Raw genomic sequence first — 22,590 nt, forward strand, 5'->3', positions numbered from 1 at the left:
CAGGCTTCAGCGATCCTCCCGCGGCACCCGGGAAGTGAGGCGGCACAGCAGCTCGTAGCCGATGGTGCCCGCCGCGCGGGCCACCTCGTCCACCGACAACCCTTCTCCCCACAGGGTCACCTGGGCTCCTAGACCCGCTTCGGGCACCGGGGTCAGGTCCACGCTCAACATGTCCATGGAGACGCGCCCCACCGTCCGGGTGCGCACCCCGTTCACCAGGACGGGGGTGCCGGTGCCCGCGTGGCGCGGATAGCCGTCGGCGTAGCCGCAGGCCACGATGCCGATGCGCATGGGATGGGGGGCGGTGAAGGTCCCTCCGTAACCCACCCGGTCGCCGGCCTGGAGGGACTGGACCGCGATCACCCGGCTCTCCAACGTCATCACCGGCCTCAATCCCAACGCCTCCGCATCCTGGTCGGCGAAAGGCGAAGACCCGTAGAGCATGATGCCCGGGCGGACCCAGTCCCCATGGGTTTGCGGGTAGCGCAGCAGGGCCGCCGAGTTGGCCAGGGACCGGGCGAGCGACAAACCCGCCGTCATGGCGTTGAACCGCTCGAGCTGGGCCTCCACCCCTTCCGCCGGCTCGTCCGCGGTGGCGAAGTGGGTCATGAGGACCACGCCCTCGACCCCCCGGGCGGCCTTGAGCAGCGCCCTAGCGGCAGCGAGCTCGCTAGCCTGCAGGCCCAGCCGATTCATGCCGGTGTTGAGCTTCAGGAACACTTCCAGCGGGCGGGAGCGGCGCGCCGCGGCGAGCATCCGGAGCTGCTCGAGGCTGTGCACCACCACCGAGAGCCGGTACGCCTCGGCCATCGCCAGCTCGTCCGGGGAAAAGAACCCCTCCAGCAGGAGGATCGGCTGGCGAAACCCCCGGTCCCGCAGCTCCGCCGCCCGGTCGATCTCCAGGAGGGCGAAACCATCCGCGTCCCGAAGGGCTTGCGCCGCCTTGAGATACCCGTGGCCGTAGGCATCCGCCTTGATGACGGCCAGGGCCCGGGCGCCCCGGGCGACGCGCCGGGCCAGGGCATAATTGGCAGCAAGGGCGCTCCAATCGAAGACGGCGCGCAGCGGGCGCATGGGTGAGCTGCGATCAGGAAGGCGAAGAGCGGTCCGGCGGTAGGAGGAGTCCAGCGCCCAGCACGGCTCAGCCTCCCGCCTTCATGCGCTGATAGTGGCGGAAGAACACCTCTTCCAGCTCGTCGATGACCGCCTCGGCCGGTTGGCCGTGGAGCACGTGCCGGGAGAGACAGACGGAGGTCTCCTGGAACAGGACCCGCGGATCCAGCATCGGGTAGGTGGCCCGCAGCCGCTGGATGGCCCGCACCACGGTTTCCTTCTCCGGCCTGGGAATGGGGAGGGGCTCGGTTTCCGCTTCCCGGCGCGGGGTCTCCGGGGAGCGGGCGGCGAGAAACTCGGCGAACGCCTCCAGCATGCGCCGGTCCTCCAGGGAAAGGGCCCGGTAGCGCTCGAGCAAGGCCTTTTCCCGGGGACTCATTTCGCCACCACGTTGAGGCTGAACACCGGCGCCTTGCGCCGCTCCTGCATGAGGTCCAGGGCGGACACCAAGGCCACCAGGACCCGGTCGGCGGTTTCCTGCGTCTCGGGCCACTCCCTCCTCGCCTCAGCCAGGAGGTCGCCTATATTCTCCGGGGTTGGGCGCCCTTCCTCCATGATCATGTCCTCCAGCATCCCGGGCTTGAGCTCTGGGCGGAAGAGGAGCGCGTAGGCGGTCTCGCCCATGCGGGCGGCGATCCAGCGGCCCTGCTCGTCCACCACCAGGGGAAGGACGCCCTCGGGCAGATCCACCGCGCCGTTGTACATGACCAGCACCCGGCGCCCGTCCACCGCCTGGGCCAGGGGATCGCCGCGTCCCCCTTCGGTAGCTCGAGCCCGAGTCCAGCAGGCGGTATGGGTGGGCTCGCTGCGGGCCGCGCCGCCCGCCGCCCGGGCGAGCAGGAGGCCGCCGAAGCCCAGCCCCACCACCGGGCGGTGGGCCCGCTGAAACAGGGCGATGAGCCTCAGCTCGTCGTCGATCCAGGGCTGCCGCTCGATGTCCGTCACGGGGTACGCCCCGCCCAGCAGCCACAGGGCGTCGTGCTGGAGCGCCGTGCCCGGCAGGCTTTGGCCAGTGAACGGGCGCACGTAGGTAAAACCGATGTCCCGCTGCTCCAGCCGGGTTTCGATGAGACCCAGGAACTCCGAGTAGGTATGCTGAACCACCAGGAAATGTTTCATGCTTTCACCTTCGCCTGGGCATTGAACCGCGCCGTCGCGAAATCGACGAAGGTGGTGAGGAGCCGGGAGCGGAATTTCTCCTTCGGCAGGACCATGGACATGATACGGGTGAGCCTGGGCCGGAAGGGCACCGCCACCAGGGTCTTCAACTTGAGCTCCTTTTCCACCGTCGCCCGGGAGAGGACGCCGAAGCCGAGCCCCGTTTCCACCACCCCTTTGACCGCCTCGGGGCTCCCCAGCTCCATGACGATGTTCATCTCCTCGGGCGCGAGCCCGTGCTTGGCGAAAAACTGGTCGGCGAACTCCCGGGTCCCGGAGCCGGGCTCGCGGCTCACATAAGGCAGCTCCGCCAGTTGCTTCGGCGTGACGCTCGCCGACTGGGCTAGGGGGTGCTGGGGGGCGCAGATCATCACCAGCTCGTCCTCGCACAGGAGTTCGTTCTTGAGCTGGGGCAGATGGGGGGGCGACTCGATGAGGCCCAGGTCCAGCATGTGGTCCGCCACCAGGTTCTCGATCATCTCCGAGTTGCCCACCACCAGGCGAGGCTGCACCTGGGGGTGGGCGGATTTGAACTCCCCCAGGATCCGGGGGATCATGAACTCTGCGATGGTGGTGCTGGCGCCGATGGAGAGGGGGCCGGCGATGCCGCCGGTCATCTCGTGCATCCGCGTCTCCATCTCGGAAGAGAGGGTGAGGATGCGCTCGGCGTAGTTGAACACGAGCTGCCCGGCGGGGGTTAGGCTGATCTTGCCGTGGCTGCGCTCGAACAGCCGGGTGTTGAAGTGCTCCTCCAGTTGCTTCACTTGGAAAGTGACCGCCGGCTGGGTCATGAAGAGGAGCTCCGCCGCCTTGGTGAAGGAGAGCTGCTTGGCGACGGTGTAGAAGACCTGGAGTCTGCGGTCGGCCATGGGTGCGGGCGTGGAGCGTCGGTTTCAGGGTCTCATCGTTTGCGAGAAGCACATGCGGCCGCCGGCCGTGGGCCGGACAGCCAGATATGATTGAATCACAATTCGTTTTTTGCGGGTAGTGCATGAGCGAAGGGTGGAAGCGGCTCGATCTGGAAGGCGGCGGGCTGCAGGCGGCCAACCTTAAGCTTTCGCGTCTTCTCAAGCGAAGGCAACGGGCCTACGCCCTCCTGCTGCTCGCCCCTCTGGGCCTGCACCGGACTTACCTGGAGGAGCCGTGGGGGGCATGGGTGTTCCGCGGGCTCGGCCTGGCCGCTGCCGTCGGCTTCGCGGCCGGGATTCCCTACTTCGACTGGGCCGCCCTATCCCTCCTCGCGGGCTTCGCCGCCCACGACATCGTGTGGATCGAAGGCCGAGTGGCGAGGCTCAACAAGGCCTTGCGGATGAAGGTCTACCTGGGGCAGACGCCCGGGGCGCCGGCGGGCTTCCGCGGCCGTTTCCCGGACGAGGACGCAGCCGGATCGCCCCTCGGGGAAACGGAGCTCACCCTCGCCCCCGACGGCCGCGCGCGTTCCTTCGCCGAACAGGAGGCGCTCCTTCGGGCCCTCGCCCGGCGCTCCCGCCACCAGGAAGCTTCCTCGCCCCCATCCCGGGAACCTCCTCCCTCCCCGTCCGCCGGCGAGCGGGAAAAGTGAAAAACGACGAACCCCGCCCGCGGCCTCCGCTGGGGAACGGGGTTCTATGGTATAAAGGGCGGCCAGCCCTCGGGCGGCTCCCCGCGGCCGGATTGCGGCCCGCTCGAAGACGCCGGCGACAAGAACGACAAAGCCGAGACCCAAGAACAAACACCGAGCCGTACAACGGGCCATCCCCTTCTTTCTCCGGGCCGGTCGCATGCGATGAATTTCGGGTTTTTCACGATCCTGGCGGCGCAGTTCTTTTCTTCCCTCGCCGACAACGCCCTGCTCTTCGCCGCCATCGCCCTCCTGGAGGATCGTGCCGCCCCGGCCTGGCAGACGCCGGTCTTGCAGCAGTTCTTCGTCTTCTCTTACATCGCGCTGGCACCGTTCGTGGGACCCTTCGCCGACGCCTTCCCCAAGGGGCGGGTCATGTTCTTGAGCAACGCGGTCAAGTTCGGCGGGTGCCTCACCATGCTGGCGGGATTGAATCCCCTCTACGCCTACGGCCTGGTGGGCATCGGCGCCGCCATGTACTCCCCTGCCAAGTACGGCATCCTCACCGAGTACCTGCCTCCGGCCAAGCTCGTCTGGGCCAACGGCTGGATGGAGGGCTTGACCGTGGCCTCCATCATCCTGGGGGCCATCCTGGGGGGAATCCTGATCGGGCCCGGCGTGGAGGCGCTGGTGACGAACCGCCTGGCGCTGCCCGGGATCGAGACGCCGGCCCAGTTCGCGCTGGCGGTGATCGTGGTGATCTACCTGGTCGCCGCCGTCTTCAACCTCTACATCCCCCGGGTGGACATCGACCACAAGCTGCCCAAGCGCACCCTGGGCTACATCCTGCACGATTTCTGGCACTGCTTCCGGCTCCTTTGGCGGGATCCCCTGGGGCAGGTGTCGCTGGCCGTGACCACCCTGTTCTGGGGCGCGGGGGCCACTTTGCGCCTCATCGTGCTCACCTGGGCCGCCGTGGCCCTGGGGTTCAACCGGGAGCAGGCCACCCAGTTGACCGCCCTGGTGGCGGTGGGCATCGCGGTGGGCTCCATGCTGGCGGCCCGGTACGTGCACTTGGAGCGATCGGTCAAGGTGCTGCCGGTGGGCATCGCCATGGGGGCGGTGGTAATGGCCATGACCCTGACCGACGACTGGCGCATCGCCTTCGGCCTGCTCCTGGCGATCGGCGCCATGGCCGGGTATTTCGTCGTGCCCATGAACGCCCTGCTGCAGCACCGGGGGCACCTGCTCATGGGGGCCGGCCACTCCATCGCGGTGCAGAACTTCAACGAGAACCTGTCCATCCTGGTGATGCTGGGGGCCTACGCCGTGATGATCCGAGCCGAGCTCTCGATCTATACCGTGATCCTCATCTTCGGCACCTTCGTGGCCCTGGCCATGAGCTACCTGTGGCGCAAGCACGGCCACGACCAGGACCAGGGCCGGATATAGCCAGTCCGAGCGCCTCCGCAGACCGTCCGCCCCTTGCCGGCCACCTGGTCCGGGCCCGTTTCGTTCAATACCCTATTGCCCTATTCGACTTAGGCTACAATGGCTGCCCGTTCCGGTCCCGAGGCGCAAGGCGAATGTGCCGCCAGAAGGCCTGGAACGGGCGCCGCCCGGAGTAGAGCCCAAACCACCAACGACCGCGAGGAGGAAAACGATGCCCAGTGCCATTGCCCGCCTTTTGACGCTTCTGCTGACCCTGGGAGCCGCGGCCCTAGTCCACGCCCAGGACTACCCGTCCAAGGTGATCACCATGGTGGTCCCCTTTGCCGCGGGCGGGCCCACCGACACGGTGGCCCGATTGCTCGCCCAAGCCATGGGCGGCGCGCTCAAGCAGCAGATCATCATCGAGAACGTCGGTGGCGCGGGCGGCACCTTGGGTGCCGGCCGCGTGGCGCGAGCCGCTCCCGACGGCTACACCATCCTGCTGCACCACATCGGGCAGTCCACCGCCCCCGCCCTGTACCGCAAGCTGCCCTATGACCCCATCAAGGACTTCGAGCCCATCGGAATGGTCACCGAGGTGCCCATGACCTTAGTGGCGCGCAAGGATTTCCCGCCCAAGGACTTCAAGGAGCTGCTCGCTTACGTCAAGGCCAACAAGGACAAGGTGACGTACGCCAACGCGGGCCTGGGCTCGGCGTCCCACCTCTGCGGCACCCTGTTCATGAGCGCCATCGAAACCCCCCTTACCACGGTCCCCTACAAGGGCACGGGACCGGCCATGAACGACCTGCTGGGCGGCCAAGTGGACTTCATGTGCGACCAAACCACCAACACCACGAGCCAGATAAGGGCCGGGAAGATCAAGGTTTACGGCGTCACCACCAAGACCCGGGTGCCTTCCCTGCCCGATGTGCCTACGCTGCACGAAGCAGGCCTGCCCAACTTTGAGGTCACCGTCTGGCATGGTCTGTATGCGCCCAAGGGTACGCCCAAGCCCGTCGTGGACAAGCTTTCCGCCGCGCTCAAAGCGGCGCTCCAGGACGCCACCGTCAAGCAGCGCTTTGCTGACCTGGGCACCGAGCCGGTGGCTTTGGAGCGAGCCACCCCCGAAGCCCTGCGGGAACATTTGAAGCGGGAGATCGACAAGTGGGGACCCATCCTTAAGAAGGCAGGAGTGTACGCTGATTGACAATCTTGTAGGCGGACAGCACGTGAGGCGCAGCCCGCCTTTTGTGTTCTTCGCCTGAGGCGGAGAAGGAGGCCAAACCGTGCCTTCGCTCATCAAGCATCCAAAAGATTTCTGGACCGGGGTCCTTTACGTGACCATCGGCCTCGCGGCCATCGTCATCGCGCGGGACTATCCCATGGGCACAGCGCTCAAGATGGGCCCCGCCTACTTCCCCACCGTTCTGGGAGGGCTGCTCACCCTCATCGGCCTCGCCGCCCTCATCCGTTCCCTGGTTCGGCACGGGGAAAAAATCGCCCCGTTGGCCTGGCGTAAAGTGGTCCTCGTGCTGGTCCCCACGTTGCTCTTCGGTGTGCTGGTGCGGGGCGCGGGCCTGGTTCCCGCCACCGCGGTACTGGTGCTGGCAAGCGCCTACGCCAGCGCCCACTTCCGCTGGTTCCCTTCCATCGCCCTGGCGGCGGGGTTGACCCTCTTCTGCGCCCTGGTGTTCGTGCAGGCACTGGGCCTCCCCCTGCCGCTCTTCGGTCCCTGGCTCGGCGGCTGACGGAGCGCCGCCATGGAACTCTTCTCCAGCCTTGGCATCGGCTTTGCCGCCGCCCTCTCGCCGGAAAACCTGCTCTACTGCTTCATCGGGGTGCTGCTCGGAACCGTGATCGGGGTGCTGCCGGGGTTGGGGCCGGTGGCCACAATCGCCATGCTGCTGCCCCTCACTTTTACACTGCCACCGGTGTCGGCCCTGATCATGCTGGCGGGCATCTATTACGGCGCCCAGTACGGCGGTTCCACCACCGCCATCCTGGTGAACCTTCCGGGAGAATCAGCCTCCGTGGTCACCGCCCTGGACGGCTACCAAATGGCGCGCCAGGGAAGAGCGGGCAAGGCCCTCGCCACCGCCGCCATCGGCTCCTTCGTCGCCGGGACGCTGGCCACCTTCGTCCTCGCCCTGTTCGGGCCGCCGCTGGCGGAGCTGGCGTTGAAATTCGGACCCGCGGAGTACTTCTCCCTCATGGTGCTGGGGCTGGTGGCCTCAGTGGTGCTGGCCCACGGCTCCCTGCTACATGCCATCGGCATGATCGTATTGGGGCTTCTGCTGGGTCTCATCGGCACCGACGTGAACTCTGGCTTGCAGCGCTACACCTTCGACCAGCCCTGGCTCGCCGACGGCATCGGTTTCGTAGTGGTGGCCATGGGCATGTTCGGTCTGGGCGAAATCATCCGAAACCTTGAGCACGAGGCGACCCGGGAAGTGACCATCAAGCACGTGACCGGTCTTATGCCGACCTTGGAGGACTTGAAGCGCATCGCCGCCCCGGTGCTGCGGGGCACGGCCCTGGGTTCCGCCTTGGGAATCCTGCCCGGTGGCGGGGCGATGCTCGCTTCTTTCGCCTCCTACTCCCTGGAAAAGAAGATCTCGAAAAATCCGGAGCAGTTCGGCAAGGGTGCCATCGAAGGGGTCGCCGGGCCCGAGTCGGCCAACAACGCCGGCGCCCAGACTTCGTTTATCCCCATGCTAACCCTGGGCATCCCGTCCAACCCGGTGATGGCGCTCATGATCGGGGCGATGATCATTCAGGGCATCCAGCCGGGCCCCTCGGTGGTAAACGAGCAACCGGTGCTGTTCTGGGGAATCATCGTCTCCATGTGGATCGGCAACCTCATGCTGGTCATCCTCAACCTTCCCTTGATCGGCTTGTGGGTGCGGTTGATCAGCGTGCCGTATCACCTGCTCTATCCCGCGATTCTGGTCTTTTGCGCCATCGGCGTGTTCAGCGTCAACAACAGCCAGTACGACGTGTACCTGATGGCGCTGTTCGCCCTGCTGGGCTACGTGTTCGCCAAGCTGGACTGTGAGCCCGCGCCGATGCTGCTCGGCTTTATTCTCGGCCCCATGATGGAGGAATACCTGCGGCGGGCCCTGCTCCTGTCCCGGGGCGATCCCACCGTCTTCGTCACTCGCCCCTTGAGCGCCGTGATGCTGGCCCTGGCAGTGGCAGCCATGTTCGTGGTGCTTTCGCCCACCCTGCGCAAGCGGCGAGAGGAGGCCTTCCATGAGGAAGAGTGACGCCCCACGGCCGGGTCTCACTCCGCCCGCCGGTACAGCCGCAGATAGGCCTCCCTGGACATGGGCGGCATGCGGGCCACCGCCAGCAGGTCCTCCAGGTGCGCCAAGGTGCTCACGCCCACCAGGCTGGTGCCGATGCCGGGGGTGGATCGGTTGAACTGCATGGCCCGCTGGGGGTGGTTGGGAAGCTCGCGCAAGGCGGCAAGCACGCCCTCGGCGCAACACTGCGCGAGTCGCCCCTTGCCTAGGGTGTGGCTCGCCAGCACGTACACGCGCAACTGGTGGGCCGCCTGCAGGGTGGAGGCGATGTTGCCCTGGCCGGTGGCATGGGAGAACCGGGTGAATGCCTCCGTCATCATCTGATTGAAAGGCACCTCGATCACGCGGAAGTGGTGCCGCGCCTGGGGATCCCCCGTGGCTGCGCGGGCGGCTTTCTCCGCCAATCCCAGCAGAGACGGTAGCGACTGGAACAGGGGATGATCGGTCTCCACTCGGAAGGCGTTGAAGGTGGAAACTCCGTAGCAGCGGATCAAGCCCTTTGCCACCGCCCGCTCCAGCGCGACGAAGGCCCGCTCCAGCTTGCGGTTCAGCTCGGCCTTGCCGATCGCGGGGAGGTGAACCTCGGGCTGGTCCACGAGGAAGGCGTCCAGGGTCGCCACGCCGAGCAGCTCCAGGGAGCGATCGAGCTGCCAGGCGATGTGCTCGGGGGCTAGGAGGTGTACGCCGCACAGATCGCGCCGATCTCCTAGGCCGCGGCCCGCGATGGCCGACTCGAACCAGGCGTCAAAATCCTCTGGCGGCCCGCCTTCGAAAGCGAGAAACCCACCTTTGGAGATCAGAAACACCTGTTCCCGAGTGACGCCCGCGGCGAACGCTCGGCGCAGGCCCTCACCCACCGCCCGCAGGGACCGACCGTAGCGGTAATGGGCTGCGGTGTCGATGACGTTGATACCCTCAAGCAGCGCCCGCTCCACGATGGCAGCGTAGCCCTCGTCCACCTCGTCCCTCGCCGCCCCGGGAAAAGTGCCCAGGCCCAGGGAGGAGAGCTTGAGGTGTAGATTGAGGAACTCGCTGTAGTGCCCAGCGCCGCAGCAGGCGCCGAACCGGAGGGCGTATTCTTCGGTGCCCCGGCGGGTGGCGTAACCGGGAACGGGCGTCTCCACCCCCATCGTCACCCGCGGAAAAAGGGATGGGCAGCGAGCCGCCGGGCGAGCTCGACCACTTCCGGGCGTATGGGTCCCTCGGTCGGCTCGTCCAGCCGGGACCAGTACAGGCGCGGGTCGCCGGGCGCATCTTCGTCCTGGTTGCATGCCGCGGCGCGCAGCCTTTCCGCTCCCTCGAGCGGGATCTCGTCGGGCAGCGTCCGCCCGGAGAGGAGGCCCCACAGCCCCGCCCAGGCCCGGGCTAGGAGCGCCGGGTGGTAGCCGCCTCCACCGGTGGCGAGGAGCCGGGGCGTGCCGTCTGGGTGTCGGGGGGCGGTGCGCAGCACCTCGCCGCAGATGTCCAGGAAGCATTGGGTGGAGACAGCCAGCTTCCCCAGGGGGTCGGCAGCCAGCAGGTCCGTGCCCGCCTGGAGCACGATGACCTCGGGAGCGAAGCGCTCCAGGACGGGCCCCCACACGGCGTCGAAGAGGAGCCGATACTCCCCGTCATGGGTGCGAGGGGGGAGCGGCACGTTGATAGTGGTATGACCCCCTAGGGCGGTGCCCACGTCCTCCAGCCGCCCGCCCCGGTGGGGATAGGCGTAGGCCGTGTCCATGTGCAGGGACAGGGTGAGCACGTCAGGATCGTCGGCGAAGGCCTCCTCCACCCCGTCGCCATGGTGGGCGTCCAGGTCCAAATACAGCACCCGCCATCCTTCCGCCTTAAGCCGCAAGATCGCCAACACCGGATCGTTGAAGTAGCAGAAGCCCCGGGCATGGTCGGGCCGAGCGTGGTGCATGCCTCCTGCGGGATTGAAGGCGACCCGTCCGGCGAGCACCGCCTCCGCCGCCTGGAGGCTCCCGCCGGCTGCGGCGGCCGCGATGGAGAAGAAACGCTCGAAGTAGGGGTTCTCCAGGGTGCCCAGACGATGGCGCGCCCGGTGGGCGCTCGTCACTCGCCCCAGGGCTTCGCTGCGCTTCAAGGCCGCCACGTAATCGGGGGTATGGAACCCGGTGAGCTCGACGTCGGCCGCCTTACGGGGCGCGAGAAGCTCCCCCTCGGCGAGAGCTCCGTAGGCCCGGATCAGGGCCACCGTGAGGGAGACCCGGGGGATGGCGAGGGGATGATTCTTTCCGTAGGCGCCCAGGCCCTGCCGGTCGGCGGCGATGAGGGTGGCGTGGCGGGGAATTGGATAGGGATCGAAGGCGCTCATTTCATCATCGCCTCAACCGCAGGTAGATCTCCGGAAGCCGCAACGGCAGCGAGTTGATGTGGTCCAGCACCAGGAAGTGCCCGTGGCCGAAGATCCTGGGCAGGTAGTCGCTGCCCGCCGGATCCACCGTGATGCAGAACGGGTGCACCCCCTGGTTCACCGCCTCCTTGACCGCCACCCGGGTGTCCTCGTGCAGGTAACGGATGTCGCCGCCGTCGTCGTAGTCCTCGGGGCGGCCATCGGAGAGGATCAGGAGCAGCCGTCGGGGCGTAGGGCTCGCGGCGAAACGGGCGATGGCGTGGCGGATGGCCGCCCCCATGCGGGTGGCGAGGCGTCCCGAAAGCCCGCCCACCACCGCCCGCACCTCGGTGGTGAAAGGCTCGTCGAAGTCCTTGATAGTGTAGTAGCTCACGTTGTCCCGATACTTGGAGGAAAAGCCGGCGATGGCGTAGGGATCGCCCACCTCCTCCATCGCCTGGGCGAAGAGCAGGATGCCGGCCCGGATGCGGTCCACGAGGCGCCCCTGCTCCCCCGGGAGCTGCTGCATGACGGAGGTGGACAGATCGGCCAGCAACGTCACCGAGATGTCCCGCTCCTGCCGCTGCCGCTGCCGGTAGACCCGGGGCAAGGGAAGGCGGCCGGCGTGCTTTTCCGTGATGAAAGTCACGGCGGCGTCCACGTCCACCTCCTCCCCTTCCCACTGGCGCCGGCGGGGGGCGAGCCGGGTGGGCTTCTGGGCTTGGATCGCTCGCTTCAAGCGGGCGGCCGCTTCCCCATAGGCGGCGATCAGCCGCTCGGCCTCTGCCAGGTTGGTCTCGGAAAGGCGCCGCTCCTGGACCCAGGCCCATCGGGTCTTATAGCGCCCCTCCCGGTAATCCCACTCCGGGTAAGGCACGCCCCGCTCCTGGGCCCGGTGAGGCCCGGCGCCGGCGGAAGCGTCCTGGGCCCGCCGGCCTAGGTCGCGACCCAGCCCCGCCGCGGCCTGTCCCGTCGCCGCCTCTACGGGGGCCACCTGGGCGCCGGCCGCGACCTCCTCGGACTGCTCCCGTCCCTTCCCCACGGCCCCTTCCCGGGCGGGCGCGTCCCTTTCCCCTTCCCCTTGGGCCGCCCGGGATCGGTCCTCCGTTTCCTGGGGGTAAACCCCCCGCCCTCCGTGGGGGGAACGCCCGGGAAGATACGCCTGCTGGAAATCCTCCATCGTCGGGAGCGGGGGAAAGGTGCTGCCCGCGAGCAGCTTCTTCGCCGCCTGGAACGCGTCCACCAGGGTGGCCCCTTCCCCGGTCAAGGGGCGAAGGTACTCATCCCACTGGAGCTCGGCCTGCCGCTCGGGGCCGACCGTGGTCTCATCCAGGACGAGGCGCAAGGTGTCCAGGGCCGCCCGGTAATAGGGCGCGGCCGGGCCTGCAGGCATGGGTCGCCGCTCCGCCAGTCGCATGAGTCGCCGCAGGTGGTTGGGAATGCGACGGCGCAGGCGAGCGTCCACCCGTAGGTCCTCGCACAGGTCGAAGAGGAGCCGGAAGCGGGGCGCATCCTCGCCGAAGGCGGCAAAGACCGGATCGAGGCTCGCCCGCTGCTGGAGCGAAAGGGGGCCGGGATCCACGCCGGCGGCGGCGAACAGGGCCTGCAATTGGGCCCGCTCGAAAGAGCCGCAGGCCACGTGGCCGGCGTTGTGCAGCAAGCCCACGACGGCCTCTTCCCGCTCGGGCAGGGCCACCGGCACGTACACGGCCCGCCCGTCGGTTTCCACGAAAGCGCGCCCCTGATCCGGCGACCAGGCGCTCTCCCGCACCGGCGGGGGCGTCTCGAACCAGGCGGCGAGCAGGCATTCCAGCAGCCGCTGATGCTCGGCGACCCGGTAGCCCGGCACCTGCTCCAGCAGGATCTGCAGGCTTTCCTCGGATTCCAGCCGGAAATAGGCCTCGCCCCGCAGCCGGCCCGCCTGCAGGATGTCCGCGCCCCGTTGGGCCCAGGGCAGCAGGGCTTGGGGCCCCAGGAGGTTTCGCACCTTGATGGCTCCGGGGAGATAAGCGGCCAGCATCAGGCGCCGGGTCTCGTAGAGCTCCTCCGCCGGCTGGGTGATGTGCTCCACCCCCGTGATCCCCTGGCGGCCCGCCAGGTCCGCCACCGGCGTGCGGAAATAGAGGGTGCCGCTTTCCAGGTGCCGGCGACACCAGAGGAAGCCGATCTCGGCCCAGCGCGCCTCCCCCGCGTGCCCCAGGGTGGCGAAGGCCTGGGGCAGGTTTTCCATGAAGCCCTCCACCGCCCGGGCCGGGGCCCGGAAGTCGAGAAACGCCAGGGCCTGGGAGGTCCAGGGGAGCACCAACTCCGACATGCGCTCGGCCTCTCCGCTCAGACGGATGAACGCCTTGCCCGCCTCCCGGTCGTGGAGGAAGAGCACCCGGCAAGCCGCGAGCCAGGCCGAGGCCGTCGCCTCGCCGTGGCGGCGGATCGCGGGCAAGGCGTCCACCGCGTCCCGATGGGCGACGAAGCTCACCTGGGCCAGCTCGTGCAGCAGACCGTCGATGTCGTCCGACATGGAAAACGACGCCTCATTGCGGCCGGTGCTTCCCCCGGCGGTGGAGTACGAGCCACGCCGCCACGCCCACGGCCGCCATGAGCCCGAATACCGCTGCTTCGAAACGCGCCAGATCCCGCACCAGGAGCTCCAGCGCCCGGCCGAAAAAGTAGCCGGCGCCCGCTATCAGGGCAGCCCAGAGGGCTGCGCCCGCCAGGTTGAGCGCCAAGAAGCGACGCGGCGGCACCGCGCTCATCCCCAGCGCCATCGGGCCGATCACCCGCATCCCGTACACGAAGCGCAACGCCGGGATGATGAGCGCGTGGAAGCGGAAGAGCAGCCGGCGCACCGCCTCGGTGCGCTCCCGCAGGGAGGGAAACCGCTCGAGCAGGGCGCTTCCGTGCCGCCGGCCCAGGTGAAAGTAAAGCTGGTCGCCGGCGAAGCCCCCGAGGAAGGCGACCGCTATGACCTCGGGAAGGGAGAGATAACCCCGCTGGGCGGCGAAGCCGGCCATCAGCAGGATGGTCTCGCCTTCGAGAAAGGTTCCGACGAAGACGGCCAGGTAGCCGTAGTCGCGGATGAACGATTCGAGCGTCAACGCTTGCGACCCGCGGCGGCCCTATTCGAAATGGGCCCGCACGATTTCCATCAGGGCCTCGGCCAGCTCCATGTCGTCGGTGACCGGATTGACCATAGCCACGCGGCACGCTTCCACCGGCGCCAGCCCCGCCGCCATCATGCTGGCGGCATAGACGAGGGCGCGGGTGGAGGTCGCTTCCTCCAGCCCGTGGTCCTTGAGCGCGCGCGCCCGCTGGCCCGCCGCCACCAGCTTGCGGGCGAGCTGGGGGTCTAGCTCCGGGACTTCGTTGCCGAGGATGCGCAGCTCCAAGGCCTCGTCCGGAAAATCGAACTGGATGCCGATGAAGCGCTGCTTGGTGGAAGGCTTCAGGTCCTTGAGTACCGTCTGGTAGCCCGGGTTATAGGAGATCACCAGCATGAAGTCCTCGTGGGCCTCGATCTCCTGCCCCTTCTTCTCCAGGGGCAGGCGCCGCCGGTGGTCGGTGAGGGGATGGATCACCACCGTGGTGTCGGTGCGCGCCTCCACGATCTCGTCCAAGTAGCAGATGGCCCCGGCCTTGACCGCCCGGGTGAGGGGCCCGTCCTGCCACACGGTCTCATCCCCCTCCAGCAGGAAGCGGCCCACCAGGTCAGCGCTGGTCAGGTCTTCGTGGCAGGCCACCGTCACCAGGGGCCGGTTCAGGCGCCACGCCATGTACTCCAGGAAGCGGGTCTTGCCGCAGCCGGTGGGTCCCTTCAGCATCACTGGCAAGCGCTTGCGCCAGGCCGCTTCGAACACCTGGATCTCGTTGCCCTGGGGCTCGTAGTAGGGAGGGGCGCCCCGTTCGGGCGCCTGGAGGATGTCGCGCTCCACGCCGCGCAGGCGGTTGACGAATTGTTTCATGGCTTCCGTCGGGCTTGACCGCCCTTGTCCTGGGAGCGAACCGCTCCTTCTCGCTATGCTGCTATGCGGCCCTCGCGAATGCAACGGGTCTTGATGAAGAGGTAGAGGTGGCGGGCGGTGCGCACCGCCATCTTCTCCGGCACAGCCGGCAGCGCGTCCTCCCGTCCGAGGGCCAGGCAGTTGCGGTAGTAGACCAGCTCCCGCAGGTTGTCCCGGATGGTGTTCCAGAAGGGTTCCCCCTTCACCAGGACTTTCCACACCTCCAGCAAGTCGGCCCCGTCGGGAGGCACGGGCTTGCACCCCTCGTCCCGGAGATAGGCCACGATGAGCCCCCTGACGAGGGCAATGCAGCGCTCCACGGTCTCCCCCACGGGAGGCAGGCGCCCTTCCCGGGCCTGGGCCTCCAGGACGGCCAGGGCCTCACCCGTTTCCTCGAACACCTGAATCAGGGAGCTAGGATCGGACATGGAACGCACGCTCGGCGGAAAATGGGATAGGATTAGCATTCTCTAATATGTTCATTTTACGCATCTTGCCTTGCCTTGGGAAATCCGTATGAAGCCCCTCGTGAAACTGGTGAAGCTCAACCGCCTTCCCTACAACCCCAACCGGGATCCCCAGGTCTACCGCCGCTGCCCCGGGCAGTCCTTCCATGTCCAGGCCCTGCTGGACGGCCGCGGCCGCGCCCGCTGCCGGCTGACGGACGAGGGCGGCGCCACCCTGGCCGAGGCCGAGGTGGCGCTCCCCGGCACCTTCACTCACGAGATCGTCTATTCCGAGCCCGGCGTGCACATCGTCACCTTGACCTGCGAGGGGGACGGCCAGCGCTTCAGCCAGGACCTGCGGCTGGACGTGCTGGAGCACGCCTGGGTGGGCTAGCCCGGATATTTCTCATCCGGCCCGCGCTATCCTCCCGAGTCCCTCGTGAAGTCCGGGCTGGCCACGCTCATCCCCTGACCCGGGACGATCATCGGCCCGCTTCTCATCCGCCGGCTCGCCCGTGATAGCCTCCCTTCTCCGGGCACCGGGCCCTCCTCTCGCCCTCGCTCTATGCGCGCGAAAAAGCTCTTGATCGGCGCTGGCGCGGCGCTCGCCCTCCTGCTGCTGGCGGCGGCAGTGGCGGTGCGCTCCATCGACCTGGACCGCTACGCGGCCCTCGCCACCGCGAAGGTGAAGGAAGCCACCGGGCGCGAGCTTTCCATCGAAGGCCGGCCCCAATTCAAGCTGTCCTTGTTCCCTACCCTGGTGGTGGAAGGCGTGCGCTTCCAGAACGCCCGCTGGGGGTCGCGCCCGGACCTGGCGCGGGTCAAACGCCTGGAGGTGCGCCTCGCGTTGCTGCCCCTCCTCACCGGGGACGTGGTGCTCCACCGCCTGGTGCTGATCGAACCCGACATCCTCCTGGAAACCAACGGCAAAGGGACGGGCAACTGGGTCCTGGACGTCAAGACGCCCGGGCCGCCGGCGGGAGAGGAGGCCAAAGTCCCGCCTGTGGAGATCCGGGAAGTGCGCATCGACCGGGGCACCCTCGCCTACCGGGACGGACGCACCCGGCGCACTCTCCGGCTGGCCCTGGAGGCGCTGGATTTCGAGTCCACGAGCGGCTACCAGCGGGTCCAGCTCTCGGCCCGGGGAACCTACAACGGGGTGCCGGTCGCCCTGCGGGGCGAGATCGGCAATCCCCTCGCCTTCGGCGAGCAAGGCGCCCTGGCGCCCCTGGAGTTGGCTCTCACCGTGGAGAGCGCCAGGCTCACCGCCTGGGGGACGGCGCCCCTCTCGTCCCAATTGGACGGCATGGACCTCAAGGTGCAGGCCGAGGTACCGGATCTCACCCCCATCGCCCGGATCGCCGGCACCGGGCTGCCACGGCTTCCACCCCTGCGCCTCGAAGGCCGCATCACGGGAAACGGAGGCCGGGTGGCGGTGGATCCTTTCCAGGCCGCCATCGGCAAGAGCACCCTGTCGGGGACGGCGCGGCTCGCCCTCACCGGCGAGCGGCGGGAGATTTCCGTGAAGCTCAGCTCTCCCCTCCTGGATCTCGCCGAGATCCATGGGGCGCGGCGCGCCATCGCCGCCAAGACCGACAGGGAACCCCGGGCGAGGGACGGGCGCGTATTTCCGGCCACGCCCTTTCCCGTGGCGGCCCTCCAGGCGCTCCATGGGGACGCGACCCTGGAGGTGGCCAGGCTCGCCCTGGGGGAAGGCAAGACGGTGGAAGGGCTCCAGGCAAGGGTGCGCTTCCAGAACGGGCGCATGGTCGCCGATCCGGTGAGCGTCCGCTTGGGGGCGTCAGATCTCCGGCTCCATCTCAACGCGGACGCCGCCTCTGGGAAAACCCTCGCGGTCAACGGCCGGCTAGAAGGCTCGGGCCTGGACATGGGTACCCTGCTGGCCCTGGCGGGAAATCCCGGCGCGGTCTCCGGCTCCAAGGCGGACGTGGCGATCAGCCTGCGGGGAAGCGGCGAGTCACTGCGCAGCCTGATGGCCGGCGCGCACGGGCAGGTGCGTGTGGTCCTGGGGCCGGGATGGGTCAAGACCCGGGCCCTGGACCTGGGGGCCGACATCACCGAGCTGTTCGACGCCCTGAACCCCGCGCGCCAGGGGGAACCCTACACCGAACTCAAGTGCGCCGTGGTGCGCTTTCCCATCCAGCAGGGCATCGCCCGCATCGACAACGGCATCGCCCTGGAGACCGACAAGGTCCACGTGATCGGCGGCGGCGCCATTAACCTGCGGGACGAGACCCTGGACCTGGGCTTCCGGCCCAAGGCCGTCACGGGACTTCGCATCGGCGCGGGGCAACTGGCAAGCCTGGTGCGCCTGGGGGGAACGCTGGCCGATCCGCGGGTGGAAGCCGACGCCCGGGGCGTTGCCACCGCAGCGGCCACGGTGGGCGCGGCCATCTTGACCGGCGGACTCTCCCTCATCGGGCAGGCTCTCCTCCTCGAATCGGTGCCTCCCAATCCGTGCCAGGTGGCCCTCACCGGCGGCGCATCCAAAGCGGACACCCAGGAAAAGCCCAAGGAGGGCTCGTCCACGGGCGGACCCACCGACTTTTTCAAGCGGCTCTTCGGCAACTGACCGGGGGTTCACCTCGGGCCCAGCACCACCGGCCGGTCCGGCAGCTCGTTGCGGGGACCGCCCTCGGCGGGAAAGTGCCGGCGCAGCAACTCGGAGACGCGGCGGATGCCGGCGATCACGCCTTCCTCGAAGCGGCCTTCACGGAACGCCGCTTCCATTTCGTGGCAGATGGCTTCCCAGGCCTCGGCGCCGGCCACCCGGTAGACCCCCCGGTCGGCGACGATCTCCACATCCTGGTCGGCGAGCAGAAGGTAGATCAGCACGCCGTTGTTTTCCTCCGTGTCCCACACCCGCAGCTCGGAAAAGACCTGGATCGCCCGCGCCCGGGCGCTTACCCCGGCGAGCAGCGCCCCCAGGGGCAAGGCCGCCTCCAGCGCGAAGCAGATCTCGCCCCGATGGGTCGCCTCCTCTTCCCGGATCGCCGCCTCGATGCGCTGGAACGCCGTCGGCGGAAAGCGCCTGCGCAGATGGAAGCCCCCGGTCGAGAGGTGCCGCAGGAGGCGTTTGAAGTCCATCACCATCGCCCCGAAGCGCCTCCGCCGCCGAAACCGCCCCCGCCGCCGCTGAAGCCGCCTCCCCACCCGCCGAATCCCCCGGTCGTCGGCCAGCCCCTCGTGCCCCGGGCCGCCCGCCGGGGAGCGCCGCCCGCCAGGGTCAAGGCGAAAGCCGCCAGCCCCACCAGGAGGGCGAGCACGGCGGAGGCGAGGAGGAACCACGCGAGCAGGCCGAGGCCGGCGCCCACCGCCAGCGCCGCCGGCAGCCGGCCGAGCAAGGCCCGCAGCACCGCGCCGCCGAAGGTGACGAGAAAGAAGCCGGCGACAAACAGAAACTCCAGCGCCGCGGCCGAGGGAGCGCGACGGGGTTTCCCTTCCCGGGGCGGCGGCAGGGGCTCGCCTTCGATCACCCCGATCACGCGCTCCACTCCGGCGCTCAAGCCGCCGTAGAAATCCCCCTGGCGAAACCGCGGCACGATGACTTCGTCGATGATCCGCTTGGCGATGGCGTCGGGCAGTACGCCCTCCAGCCCATAGCCTACTTCGATGCGCAGCTCCCGGTCTTCCTTCGCCACCAACACCAGGACGCCGTCATCGATCCCTTCGCGCCCCAGCTTCCATCGCTCCGCCACCCGGATGGCGTACTGCTCGATGGTTTCCGGGCGCACGGTGGGAACCACAAGGACGGCGATCTGGCTGCCCTTCTTCTTCTCGAAGGCTTCCAGCCGCTGCTCCAGCGCCTGGCGCTCGCCGGCGGAGAGGGTGCCGGTGAGATCGGTCACCCGAGCCCGGAGCTCGGGAACCGGCGCTTGCGCCTGGACCGGGAGCGCCGCCAGCGCGGCGAGGAGGAACAGCGCGGCAGCGAGACCCGGCGCCCGCTTCATCGGGCGGCCGGCGCGGGCGTGCCGAAGTCCACCCGGGGCGGGGCCGCCAGGGCCCGCTCTTCTTCCACCGTGAAGGTGGGCTTGACCTGGTGGCCGAATAGCATGGCGGTGAGGTTGGTCGGGAACTGGCGCACCGTGGTGTTGTATTCCTGCACGGCGCGGATGTAGCGCTGGCGCGCTACCGCAATGCGGTTCTCGGTGCCCTCGAGCTGGGCCTGGAGATCGCGGAAGTTGGCGTCGGACTTGAGCTGGGGATAGTTTTCCACCACCACCAGCAGCCGGGCCAGGGCGGAGGAAAGCTCCCCCTGGGCCTCGAGGAAGCGGTTGAACGCCTCGGGGTCGTCGACCAGCGCCGGGCTCGCCTGGATCGCCGTGGCCCGCGCCCGGGCCTCCGTTACGCTTTGCAGGACTTCCCGCTCCTGGGCGGCGAAAGCCTTGACCGTTTCCACCAGGTTAGGGATCAGGTCGGCGCGGCGCTGATACTGGTTCAGGACCTCCGCCCAGGCAGCCTTGATCTGCTCGTCCTGGGCCTGGAGGGTGTTGTAGCCGCAGCCGCCGAGGGCCAGGGAACCGAACACGGCCACGATCGCGGCCAGGCGCTTGAGCATCGAGTCCTCCTCGCGTCGAAACAAGGCAAACGGTAAATGGGGCGGCCGGGGCGGCGCTTCAAGGGTCAAGGGAGCCCGCCTTTAACTTCTTCATCGTTTCCACCGCGAACAGCAGGTCTTCCCAAGCCTTGGCCTTGTCGGGGAGGTTGCGCAGCAGGTAGGCCGGATGATAGGTCACGATGAGGGGCGTTCCCCGATAGCGGTGCACCTTGCGGCGCAGGCTGGCGATGGAGGCGTCGGTCTTGAGCAGGCTCTGGGCCGCCACGCGCCCCAGGGCCACGATCAGCCGCGGGCGGATCAGCTCGATCTGCCGCTCCAGGTAGGGCTCGCAGCGCTCCATCTCCTCCGGCGCCGGCGTGCGGTTGCCCGGCGGTCGGCATTTCACCACGTTGGCGATGTAGACGTTCTCGCCCCGCTTGAGCCCGATGGCAGCCAGCATGCTGTCGAGAAGTTTTCCCGCCTGGCCCACGAAGGGCTCGCCCCGGGCGTCTTCCTCGGCGCCAGGGCCTTCACCCACGAACAGCCAGTCGGCGTTCTCGTCCCCCACGCCGAACACGGTCCGGGTGCGTCCCTGGGCCAACTTGCAGTCGGTGCACTGGGCCACGCAGGCCTTGAGGGCCGCCCAGTCCAGGCCCAGGATGCGGCTGCGCCGGTCGGCGCCTTGCGGGGAAACCGCCGGGGACACCACCTCCAGCGCCGCGGACGCCCCAGGCTGGCGCGGCGGGAGCGGGCTTGAATCCCGCTCGCGCCGCGCCGTCGCCTCCGCGACAGGAACCTGAACTGACAAAGAAGCAGCTTCCTCTCCGGACGGCCGTCCTTTGACTTCTGACTTCTGATGCCTGAGCCGCCAGCGCGGCCACAGGCCCAGCACCTTGAGCGCCGCCTCCCGCCGCCGCGTGCTCACAGGGGCCGCTCCATCAGGATGGCGTCCTCCCGCCCGCCCTCGGCCGGGTAGTAGTTGGGGCGCACCCCCACGATGCGGAATCCGGCGCGGCGGTATAGGTGGGACGCCGCGTCGTTGGACGGCCGCACTTCCAGCACCATGGTGCGGGCTCCCTGCTCCCGGGCGATGCGCATGAAATGGCCGAGGAGCTCCCGCCCGTGGCCGCGCCGCTGCCAGCTCGAGGCGATGCTCAAGTTGAGCAGGTGCGCCTCCTGCACCGCCACTATCATCACCCCGTAGCCCACCAGGGCGCCCGGCGCCTCGTACAGGTAGCAGTGGTAGCGGGCCCGGATCGAGTCGAGGAAGTTGCCCCGGGTCCAGGGAAAGGCGTAGATCTCCTGCTCGATGCGGACCACCCGCTCCACGTCCTCCGCGCGCATGGGGCGCAGCACGGGCTCATCCCTAACCACGGCGCTCATCGCTCCCCCTCCGGGAGGGCCACCTTGTCGCGCAGGTAAAGGGGCGCGGCCTCGGCCGGATCCCGCCCTTCTCCGGCGGCGAAGCGCAGCGCCGCCAGCATCGCCATCTCCCGGGCCCGGGGGTGGCGTCCTCGCAACACTTGGGCTAGGCGGGCGCCGTAACGCTTTCCCAGGGCCTGCGGATACACGTCGAAGCCGCTGCCGCAGCCCCACCAGCCCACGCCCGGCACCTCGGGCGCGTCCTCGGGCCGGCACAGCCGGGGGGCGCTCACCACCCGCCAGGCGCCCTTCTCCCGCCCGCGGGCGGCGTCCCGCTCGTAGGCGGCGTGATAAATCTCGCCGATGCGGGCGTCCAAGCAGGCGATCACCCGCGGCGCGGCGCACGCTTCCGCCAGAGCCTCCAGGGTGCTCACCCCGATCACCGGCAGCCCCGCCCCTAGGGCGAGTCCCTGGGCGAGACCGCAGGCGATGCGCAGCCCGGTGAAGGAGCCCGGCCCGGCGCCGTAGGCGATACCCGAAAGTCGAGAAAGCTCGAGCCCTGCTTGGGCGAGAAGCTCGTCCACCATGGGCAGCACCATTTCCGTGTGACGCTGGCCGGCGAAGCGCTCCAGATCCCGCACCTCGCCATCGAGCCAGAGGGCGACCGAGCAATGCTCGCTGGAAGTGTCGAGGGCGAGGATGTTCAAAGCGCGTGGGCGAGTCCGCAATGCACCGGGATTATAGCGGGGGAAGCCCCTCCGGCAGGGCGTTCAGCGCCCCTGTTGCAACGCCGCCCAGGTCGCCCGGTACGCCTGCAGGACCCGCTCGTCGAAACAGACGCAGATCACCCGTTCGGGCAAGGCATGGGACGCGAGAAAGCGGCTGATCTCGGTGAGGGCGATGCGAGCGGCCCGGTCCAGGGGAAAGCGGTAGGCGCCGGTGCTGATGGAGGGAAAGGCGATGGAGCGCACCCCATGCTGGGCGGCCAGCAGCAGGGCGTTGCGGTAGCAGCCGGCGAGCAGCTCGTCCTCTCCCCGGTCGCCCCCGTGCCATACCGGCCCCACGGCGTGGATCACGTACTTCGCCGGCAGCCGGTATCCCTGGGTGATCTTGGCCTGCCCGGTGGGACATCCCCCCAGGGCGCGGCATTCCTCCAGAAGCTCCGGTCCGGCGGCGCGATGGATGGCGCCGTCCACGCCCCCTCCGCCGAGCAGCGTGGTGTTGGCCGCGTTCACGATGGCGTCCACCGGCTGTTGGGTGATGTCGCCTTGGACGATTTCGATCCGTTGCTGCACCATGGTTCAAGCCTCGCTGCCCAGTGCCGAACCCCCCGTGGCATGC

23 protein-coding genes and 1 pseudogene are annotated in these 22,590 nt (G+C 68.6%); 7 read left to right on the forward strand and 17 right to left on the reverse strand.

Translation table 11 applies throughout. The features are described from left to right. Window positions 1-6: 6 nt before the first annotated feature. The 4 genes from alr to ACTFO6_RS08795 form a co-directional block, all read right to left on the reverse strand. A complete protein-coding gene (gene alr, locus ACTFO6_RS08780; protein ID WP_439934074.1) occupies window positions 7-1,074 on the reverse strand; it encodes an alanine racemase in 1,068 nt (355 codons plus the stop codon). 67 nt (window positions 1,075-1,141) lie between these two features. Further along, on the reverse strand, window positions 1,142-1,492 hold the full coding sequence (locus ACTFO6_RS08785; protein ID WP_439934075.1) for a Crp/Fnr family transcriptional regulator: 351 nt from the start codon (window positions 1,490-1,492) through the stop codon (window positions 1,142-1,144). Next, entirely contained in the window at window positions 1,489-2,232 is a 744-nt protein-coding gene (locus ACTFO6_RS08790) for a GMP synthase (protein WP_439934076.1), read from the reverse strand. Before ACTFO6_RS08790 ends, ACTFO6_RS08785 begins: the two co-directional genes overlap by 4 nt. Further along, a complete protein-coding gene (locus ACTFO6_RS08795; RefSeq protein ID WP_439934077.1) occupies window positions 2,229-3,140 on the reverse strand; it encodes a LysR family transcriptional regulator in 912 nt (303 codons plus the stop codon). The genes ACTFO6_RS08790 and ACTFO6_RS08795 overlap by 4 nt, the downstream gene beginning before the upstream one ends. Window positions 3,141-3,262: 122 nt before the next feature. Between ACTFO6_RS08795 and ACTFO6_RS08800 the strand changes: the two genes are divergently transcribed. From ACTFO6_RS08800 to ACTFO6_RS08820, 5 genes are all read left to right on the forward strand, one after another. Beyond that, complete coding sequence (locus ACTFO6_RS08800) at window positions 3,263-3,832, forward strand: TM2 domain-containing protein (protein WP_439934078.1); 570 nt, start codon at window positions 3,263-3,265, stop codon at window positions 3,830-3,832. A gap of 204 nt (window positions 3,833-4,036) precedes the next feature. Next, complete coding sequence (gene lplT / locus ACTFO6_RS08805; RefSeq protein WP_439934079.1) at window positions 4,037-5,263, forward strand: lysophospholipid transporter LplT; 1,227 nt, start codon at window positions 4,037-4,039, stop codon at window positions 5,261-5,263. Window positions 5,264-5,474: 211 nt separating this feature from the next. Next, on the forward strand, window positions 5,475-6,452 hold the full coding sequence (locus ACTFO6_RS08810) for a tripartite tricarboxylate transporter substrate binding protein BugD (RefSeq protein ID WP_439934080.1): 978 nt from the start codon (window positions 5,475-5,477) through the stop codon (window positions 6,450-6,452). A gap of 79 nt (window positions 6,453-6,531) precedes the next feature. Beyond that, window positions 6,532-6,993 carry a tripartite tricarboxylate transporter TctB family protein gene (locus tag ACTFO6_RS08815; protein ID WP_439934081.1) on the forward strand — a complete coding sequence of 154 codons (462 nt, stop codon included), beginning with the start codon at window positions 6,532-6,534 and terminating at the stop codon, window positions 6,991-6,993. A 12-nt stretch (window positions 6,994-7,005) separates the two neighbouring features. Continuing rightward, window positions 7,006-8,511 carry a tripartite tricarboxylate transporter permease gene (locus ACTFO6_RS08820; protein WP_439934082.1) on the forward strand — a complete coding sequence of 502 codons (1,506 nt, stop codon included), beginning with the start codon at window positions 7,006-7,008 and terminating at the stop codon, window positions 8,509-8,511. Window positions 8,512-8,528: 17 nt separating this feature from the next. On the opposite strand, the gene ACTFO6_RS08825 is transcribed toward ACTFO6_RS08820, so the two are convergent. From ACTFO6_RS08825 to ACTFO6_RS08850, 6 genes are read right to left on the reverse strand one after another with little or no spacing between them, the layout of a single operon-like run. Further along, window positions 8,529-9,674, reverse strand: coding sequence for an aldo/keto reductase (locus tag ACTFO6_RS08825; protein ID WP_439934083.1), 1,146 nt, complete (start codon window positions 9,672-9,674; stop codon window positions 8,529-8,531). Window positions 9,675-9,682: 8 nt separating this feature from the next. After that, window positions 9,683-10,867, reverse strand: a complete 1,185-nt coding sequence (locus tag ACTFO6_RS08830) for an acetoin utilization protein AcuC (protein WP_439934084.1) — start codon at window positions 10,865-10,867, stop codon at window positions 9,683-9,685. Between the two features lie 4 nt (window positions 10,868-10,871). Next, window positions 10,872-13,403: a nitric oxide reductase activation protein NorD gene (locus ACTFO6_RS08835; protein ID WP_439934085.1), complete on the reverse strand. Its 2,532-nt coding sequence runs from the start codon at window positions 13,401-13,403 to the stop codon at window positions 10,872-10,874. Window positions 13,404-13,416: 13 nt separating this feature from the next. Further along, entirely contained in the window at window positions 13,417-13,980 is a 564-nt protein-coding gene (locus tag ACTFO6_RS08840) for a DedA family protein (protein WP_439934086.1), read from the reverse strand. A gap of 21 nt (window positions 13,981-14,001) precedes the next feature. Further along, window positions 14,002-14,844 (reverse strand): CbbQ/NirQ/NorQ/GpvN family protein, encoded by an 843-nt coding sequence (locus ACTFO6_RS08845; RefSeq protein ID WP_439934087.1) that lies wholly within the window; start codon window positions 14,842-14,844, stop codon window positions 14,002-14,004. A 53-nt stretch (window positions 14,845-14,897) separates the two neighbouring features. Next, a complete protein-coding gene (locus ACTFO6_RS08850) occupies window positions 14,898-15,311 on the reverse strand; it encodes a hypothetical protein (RefSeq protein WP_439934088.1) in 414 nt (137 codons plus the stop codon). A gap of 88 nt (window positions 15,312-15,399) precedes the next feature. Between ACTFO6_RS08850 and ACTFO6_RS08855 the strand changes: the two genes are divergently transcribed. Further along, on the forward strand, window positions 15,400-15,723 hold the full coding sequence (locus ACTFO6_RS08855; protein ID WP_439934089.1) for a hypothetical protein: 324 nt from the start codon (window positions 15,400-15,402) through the stop codon (window positions 15,721-15,723). 189 nt (window positions 15,724-15,912) lie between these two features. Beyond that, entirely contained in the window at window positions 15,913-17,922 is a 2,010-nt protein-coding gene (locus ACTFO6_RS08860) for an AsmA family protein (RefSeq protein WP_439934090.1), read from the forward strand. Between the two features lie 8 nt (window positions 17,923-17,930). On the opposite strand, the gene ACTFO6_RS08865 is transcribed toward ACTFO6_RS08860, so the two are convergent. The 7 genes and pseudogenes from ACTFO6_RS08865 to ACTFO6_RS08895 form a co-directional block, all read right to left on the reverse strand. Next, the gene (locus ACTFO6_RS08865) at window positions 17,931-18,437 is read right to left on the reverse strand and encodes a TPM domain-containing protein (RefSeq protein ID WP_439934091.1); all 507 of its coding nucleotides are present in this window, start codon (window positions 18,435-18,437) and stop codon (window positions 17,931-17,933) included. After that, window positions 18,437-19,300, reverse strand: coding sequence for a TPM domain-containing protein (locus ACTFO6_RS08870; RefSeq protein ID WP_439934092.1), 864 nt, complete (start codon window positions 19,298-19,300; stop codon window positions 18,437-18,439). The genes ACTFO6_RS08865 and ACTFO6_RS08870 overlap by 1 nt, the downstream gene beginning before the upstream one ends. Next, window positions 19,297-19,908 (reverse strand): LemA family protein, encoded by a 612-nt coding sequence (locus ACTFO6_RS08875; protein WP_439934093.1) that lies wholly within the window; start codon window positions 19,906-19,908, stop codon window positions 19,297-19,299. Before ACTFO6_RS08875 ends, ACTFO6_RS08870 begins: the two co-directional genes overlap by 4 nt. A 58-nt stretch (window positions 19,909-19,966) precedes the next feature. Next, window positions 19,967-20,599 (reverse strand): annotated as a pseudogene (locus ACTFO6_RS08880) (uracil-DNA glycosylase); the annotation flags it as partial. Between the two features lie 209 nt (window positions 20,600-20,808). After that, window positions 20,809-21,270 carry a ribosomal protein S18-alanine N-acetyltransferase gene (gene rimI / locus ACTFO6_RS08885; protein WP_439934094.1) on the reverse strand — a complete coding sequence of 154 codons (462 nt, stop codon included), beginning with the start codon at window positions 21,268-21,270 and terminating at the stop codon, window positions 20,809-20,811. After that, complete coding sequence (tsaB, locus tag ACTFO6_RS08890) at window positions 21,267-21,956, reverse strand: tRNA (adenosine(37)-N6)-threonylcarbamoyltransferase complex dimerization subunit type 1 TsaB (protein WP_439934095.1); 690 nt, start codon at window positions 21,954-21,956, stop codon at window positions 21,267-21,269. The genes rimI and tsaB overlap by 4 nt, the downstream gene beginning before the upstream one ends. Window positions 21,957-22,019: 63 nt before the next feature. Continuing rightward, window positions 22,020-22,547 carry an O-acetyl-ADP-ribose deacetylase gene (locus ACTFO6_RS08895; protein ID WP_439934096.1) on the reverse strand — a complete coding sequence of 176 codons (528 nt, stop codon included), beginning with the start codon at window positions 22,545-22,547 and terminating at the stop codon, window positions 22,020-22,022. Between the last annotated feature and the right edge of the window lie 43 nt (window positions 22,548-22,590).

It is taken from the genome of Pelomicrobium sp. G1 (genome assembly GCF_051905455.1).
Classification (GTDB): domain Bacteria; phylum Pseudomonadota; class Gammaproteobacteria; order Burkholderiales; family UBA6910; genus Pelomicrobium.

Bases quoted from the DNA above. Each gene is read 5' to 3' on its own strand.
- ACTFO6_RS08855 (WP_439934089.1), top strand. From the start codon at position 15,400: ATGAAGCCCCTCGTGAAACTGGTGAAGCTCAACCGCCTTCCCTACAAC.
- alr (WP_439934074.1), bottom strand. From the start codon at position 1,074: ATGCGCCCGCTGCGCGCCGTCTTCGATTGGAGCGCCCTTGCTGCCAAT.
- ACTFO6_RS08785 (WP_439934075.1), bottom strand. From the start codon at position 1,492: ATGAGTCCCCGGGAAAAGGCCTTGCTCGAGCGCTACCGGGCCCTTTCC.
- ACTFO6_RS08820 (WP_439934082.1), top strand. From the start codon at position 7,006: ATGGAACTCTTCTCCAGCCTTGGCATCGGCTTTGCCGCCGCCCTCTCG.
- ACTFO6_RS08810 (WP_439934080.1), top strand. From the start codon at position 5,475: ATGCCCAGTGCCATTGCCCGCCTTTTGACGCTTCTGCTGACCCTGGGA.
- ACTFO6_RS08850 (WP_439934088.1), bottom strand. From the start codon at position 15,311: ATGTCCGATCCTAGCTCCCTGATTCAGGTGTTCGAGGAAACGGGTGAG.
- ACTFO6_RS08800 (WP_439934078.1), top strand. From the start codon at position 3,263: ATGAGCGAAGGGTGGAAGCGGCTCGATCTGGAAGGCGGCGGGCTGCAG.
- ACTFO6_RS08865 (WP_439934091.1), bottom strand. From the start codon at position 18,437: ATGGACTTCAAACGCCTCCTGCGGCACCTCTCGACCGGGGGCTTCCAT.
- ACTFO6_RS08790 (WP_439934076.1), bottom strand. From the start codon at position 2,232: ATGAAACATTTCCTGGTGGTTCAGCATACCTACTCGGAGTTCCTGGGT.
- ACTFO6_RS08875 (WP_439934093.1), bottom strand. From the start codon at position 19,908: ATGCTCAAGCGCCTGGCCGCGATCGTGGCCGTGTTCGGTTCCCTGGCC.
- ACTFO6_RS08835 (WP_439934085.1), bottom strand. From the start codon at position 13,403: ATGTCGGACGACATCGACGGTCTGCTGCACGAGCTGGCCCAGGTGAGC.
- rimI (WP_439934094.1), bottom strand. From the start codon at position 21,270: ATGAGCGCCGTGGTTAGGGATGAGCCCGTGCTGCGCCCCATGCGCGCG.
- ACTFO6_RS08845 (WP_439934087.1), bottom strand. From the start codon at position 14,844: ATGAAACAATTCGTCAACCGCCTGCGCGGCGTGGAGCGCGACATCCTC.
- lplT (WP_439934079.1), top strand. From the start codon at position 4,037: ATGAATTTCGGGTTTTTCACGATCCTGGCGGCGCAGTTCTTTTCTTCC.
- ACTFO6_RS08895 (WP_439934096.1), bottom strand. From the start codon at position 22,547: ATGGTGCAGCAACGGATCGAAATCGTCCAAGGCGACATCACCCAACAG.
- ACTFO6_RS08870 (WP_439934092.1), bottom strand. From the start codon at position 19,300: ATGAAGCGGGCGCCGGGTCTCGCTGCCGCGCTGTTCCTCCTCGCCGCG.
- ACTFO6_RS08795 (WP_439934077.1), bottom strand. From the start codon at position 3,140: ATGGCCGACCGCAGACTCCAGGTCTTCTACACCGTCGCCAAGCAGCTC.
- ACTFO6_RS08830 (WP_439934084.1), bottom strand. From the start codon at position 10,867: ATGAGCGCCTTCGATCCCTATCCAATTCCCCGCCACGCCACCCTCATC.